Annotated in this window: 3 protein-coding genes and 2 pseudogenes; all 5 read right to left on the bottom strand. The window is 40.4% G+C overall.

The window, feature by feature from the left end; translation table 11 throughout:
* Positions 1–90: 90 nt before the first annotated feature.
* Positions 91–1296 (bottom strand): metallophosphoesterase, encoded by a 1206-nt coding sequence (locus BM030_RS19410; RefSeq protein ID WP_090975255.1) that lies wholly within the window; start codon positions 1294–1296, stop codon positions 91–93.
* Positions 1297–1305: 9 nt separating this feature from the next.
* On the bottom strand, positions 1306–2277 hold the full coding sequence (locus tag BM030_RS19405; RefSeq protein ID WP_013407623.1) for an aldo/keto reductase: 972 nt from the start codon (positions 2275–2277) through the stop codon (positions 1306–1308).
* An 80-nt stretch (positions 2278–2357) separates the two neighbouring features.
* Positions 2358–2927, bottom strand: coding sequence for a Crp/Fnr family transcriptional regulator (locus tag BM030_RS19400; RefSeq protein WP_079718344.1), 570 nt, complete (start codon positions 2925–2927; stop codon positions 2358–2360).
* A 110-nt stretch (positions 2928–3037) separates the two neighbouring features.
* Positions 3038–3229, bottom strand: a pseudogene (locus BM030_RS19395) (hypothetical protein); the annotation flags it as partial.
* 11 nt (positions 3230–3240) lie between these two features.
* Positions 3241–3732 (bottom strand): annotated as a pseudogene (locus BM030_RS19390) (RteC domain-containing protein); the annotation flags it as partial.
* Positions 3733–3833 lie beyond the last annotated feature (101 nt).

Here is a 3833-nt window from a genome sequence, read left to right as displayed (position 1 = left end):
TTGATGATCTGACTTTCGCTAAACCTACTCTTTTTCATTGTCCCTAAATTATAAAACTACATTAATATTCGTAGCTGTTTTCGGGGAAGATTACATACCCACACGACCGGGATATCCAAGAAATCCAAAACCAGCATTAACATATAGCTGCTTGTTTCCCTCCGAATAAAGCCCTGCCCATTCTTTGTAAATGTATTGCACAGGACTCCATTGGAAGTGTTCGCTCCGCACACCAAACTGCATTCCATGTGTATGTCCGGCAAACATTGCATCAACATCCGTATCTAATACCTGTTCACGCCAATGCGATGGGTCGTGTGACAGGAGTAGTTTTACTGCTTCTTCCTCGGTTCCGAGCAATGCCTTTTGAATATTCCCTCTATTCGAAAAGTTCCTCGTACCCCAGTTTTCTACTCCCACGATGGAAATAGTTTCGTTATCCACTTTGACCTTGCGGTTCTCGTTGCGAAGCAAATCCCATCCCATGACCTTATGTGTGCCAACGAGGTTTTTGAGGTTTCGGTGCTTTTCGGGAGAATCCCCGTAACCGAAATGGTAATCGCCATAGTCATGGTTTCCGAGTACCGAGAATACCCCTAAATCGGCTTTCAACTTGGAAAACAAATCTTGATAGTCCCACATCTCCGAAGCAAGGTGATTGACCAAGTCGCCCGTAAAAAAAATCATATCCGGTTTTTCCCCCATCAATAACTCTATCCCACCTGATACCGCTTTTTTATTGTAAAACGAACCCGAATGCACATCCGAAATCTGTGCAATGGTCATACCATGAAAGGTTTGTGGAAGATTAGGCAGGTACAGCTTTTGCCGACGAATCCTATAATCGTATGCACCCGAAATTACACCCCACGATAGCCCAAAGAACGGCAACGAAGCCACGACCAATCCCGACTTGAGCAAAAAATCGGAACGTGTGATTACATGCCTCTGCTTGTCTCCGATAAGTTGGGGAGAGGGAGTTTCTTTTTCTTTTTTTGGAAAGAGAAAACGGGAAATCCACACGCCTCCACGCCTAATGTCGTCAGTAACCAAGACCAGTCCATAGCTAAATTTACACATGGTCGTAATGATAAATGTAATCACAATACCGGAACGGTAAGCAAACGGAAAATCGGAGCGAAGCGCTGTGAATAACCCGATTAGGAGCATGATGCTATACCCCCACCACAGCCATCCAAACCATATTTTCTTCGCAAAGGGGATGCTCGACCCACGCAATGCGAAGAAAACATAAAAGTCCAAAGCGACAATAAGTATGGCATAGAAAAGAAGCATACGGTATATTTATTTGCCTAATTTTTGTTGAACCTGTGCAGGGTAGCGTTCGCCTACAATTTTAATTGTCGCCAATGCTGCATTTATTTTGCTCAACTCGTCATTGGTTAATGAAACATTTGTCGCACCAATGTTTTCTTGTAAGCGGTGTAATTTTGATGTTCCCGGAATTGGAACGATGAAAAGTTTTTGAGCCAATAACCAACCTAATGCAATTTGTGCAGGTGTAGCGTTTTTGTCTTTCGCAATGGAAACAACCAAATCAACTAATGCTTGGTTGGCTTCCCTATTTTCTTTGCTGAAACGTGGCGACATATTTCTTGCATCGGTTTTATCCAATTCCACATCTGCGTTTATTGTTCCTGTCAAAAATCCTTTGCCCAATGGACTAAAAGGCACAAAACCAATACCTAATTCTTCCAATGTCGGAATAATTTTATCTTCGGGCTCACGATAAAACATTGAGTATTCGCTTTGCAAAGCGGTTACAGGCAAAACGGCGTTTGCTTTGCGAATGGTTTCTGCATTTACTTCACACAAACCAAAATGTTTTACTTTTCCCTCTTTTATCAGGTCTTTTACAGCACCTGCAACGTCTTCAATAGGAACATTCGGGTCGAACCTGTGCTGATAAAACAAATCAATTACGTCTGTCCGCAACCTTTTCAAAGACGCTTCGGCAACGGCTTTTATGTTTTCGGGACTACTGTCTAATCCCAATCTCCCATCCCCGTCTTTGAAACCGAATTTTGTAGCAATCACAACTTCATTACGCAATGGTTCAAGTGCTTCGCCTACCAAGAGTTCGTTTTCTCCATAACCTTGCGCCGTGTCAAAGAAAGTGACTCCGTGTTCAACTGCCGAACGTATTAACTTTATGCTGTCTTCCTTTGTAGGTGCATTCGGAAAACTTAATCCCATACACCCAAAACCCAATACAGATACTTCCAATCCGCTGTTTCCTAATTTTCTTTTGTTCATCTTTTTTGATTTTAAAATTTGTTAGTACAAAATTGGCTCAATAAAAAATGAAACCATTTGCCATTTGGCAAAAAGTGATTTTAGCGGATATTCTTTCTTATTCTGCTTAAAGATGATTGCGTAATGCCCAAATAGGAAGCGATGTATGACAAAGGCACACGATTTACCAATGTTGGAAACTTCTCGATAAAGTCAAGGTAGCGTTCTGTTCCGTCCTGCGAAACCAATTCGCTTCTTCTTGCAATTTTTTCGCCGTGATGTTTAGTGATTATCTTTTGAATAATGCTATCCCAACCAATAATCGTTGCGGAAAGGTCTTTCCAATTTTGTTTTGAAAAAACAACCAATTTGCAATCGGTAATGGCAGACAGATATTCGGAAGGCGTAAAAACTTCATCAACTGTGTTTCCCGATAAAATCAAATGGTTTTCCTCAATAAAATAGCGTGTAATTTCTTCACCTTTGTTGTTGTAATAAAAAACACGAATAACACCGTCCGTAAGAAACCCAACCTGTCTAACTGTTTTTCCCGCTTCCCAATAATATTCGTCTTTTTTGAGTTCTATTTCTGTCGCCTTGCTTGTAATCAAGTCTATCTGCTGTTTGTTCAAATTACCGAACTGCAACAGGTAATTTATAAATTCTTCCATAGTACAAAATTATTAAATGGTTTGGTATGACGATTTGCCAAATGACAAAATGCAATATTATTTCTGTGTTTCCTAAGGTAACTATCGTTTAGTCACTTATTCTTATACCCTTACTCCTGCTGTATCAAATGCTGTAAATCGGGGTCGTTCTTAATCCGCTCCATTTCGCTTTCGACAATCTGCATAACGTCCGTTTTAACCTGCCTGTAATTGGCTTCAATGACCTGCTTCATATTGTCGTTGCCGTGTTCATCGGTAAAGGATAATATCTTTGGTATCTTTTTGTAGGCTTTGGTTTCGGCAATGAAGTTATTTACTTTTCATCCCGCTCATCCATTCTCCGTATTAGTTCCTCCCGAAGTGTATCAAGGAATTTAGTACGGTTCATCTTCCGGTTTCTCAATTCCAAATAGGTCTGGTAGAAATTGCCCAAATCAATGCCAAAGGCACTTTCAAAATATTGGGCTACTTCCCTTATATCGTTGTTCCCGTTGTCAAACACATTTTGATAATGCAGGGCATAAATCAATTCTATCAATGCCACTTTGCTACCTGTCCATTTCAGATTTTTCGGTGCTTTCGATTTGTCTTTTTGGAATTTGTTATACAACTGGTCTTCGATGTAAACCTGTATCAAATCGTTGGCTATTATCTTGGCGACCTTGTAATCATGTGACGTGGAAAAGGACTGGTCAGACTGGAAATAATAGGTGTCCAACCATAGCTTTATATCGTGGTTGCCACGAACAAAAAAACTTTCGTCAAGGAACGAATTATTGCTACGATAATACTTATAAAAATCGAGGTTGTTTGTCGACTTCCCCGAATTAAGACTGCGTAATTTTACAAAATTCTCTTCAAATTAACCTAAACCTAAATACCCTAACACGCCTGTCTATCGCCTTC

Source organism: Parapedobacter composti, assembly GCF_900112315.1.
GTDB lineage: Bacteria > Bacteroidota > Bacteroidia > Sphingobacteriales > Sphingobacteriaceae > Parapedobacter > Parapedobacter composti.
The sequence above is the reverse complement of the archived record's forward strand: the minus strand, read 5'-3'. Positions and strand labels throughout refer to the sequence as shown.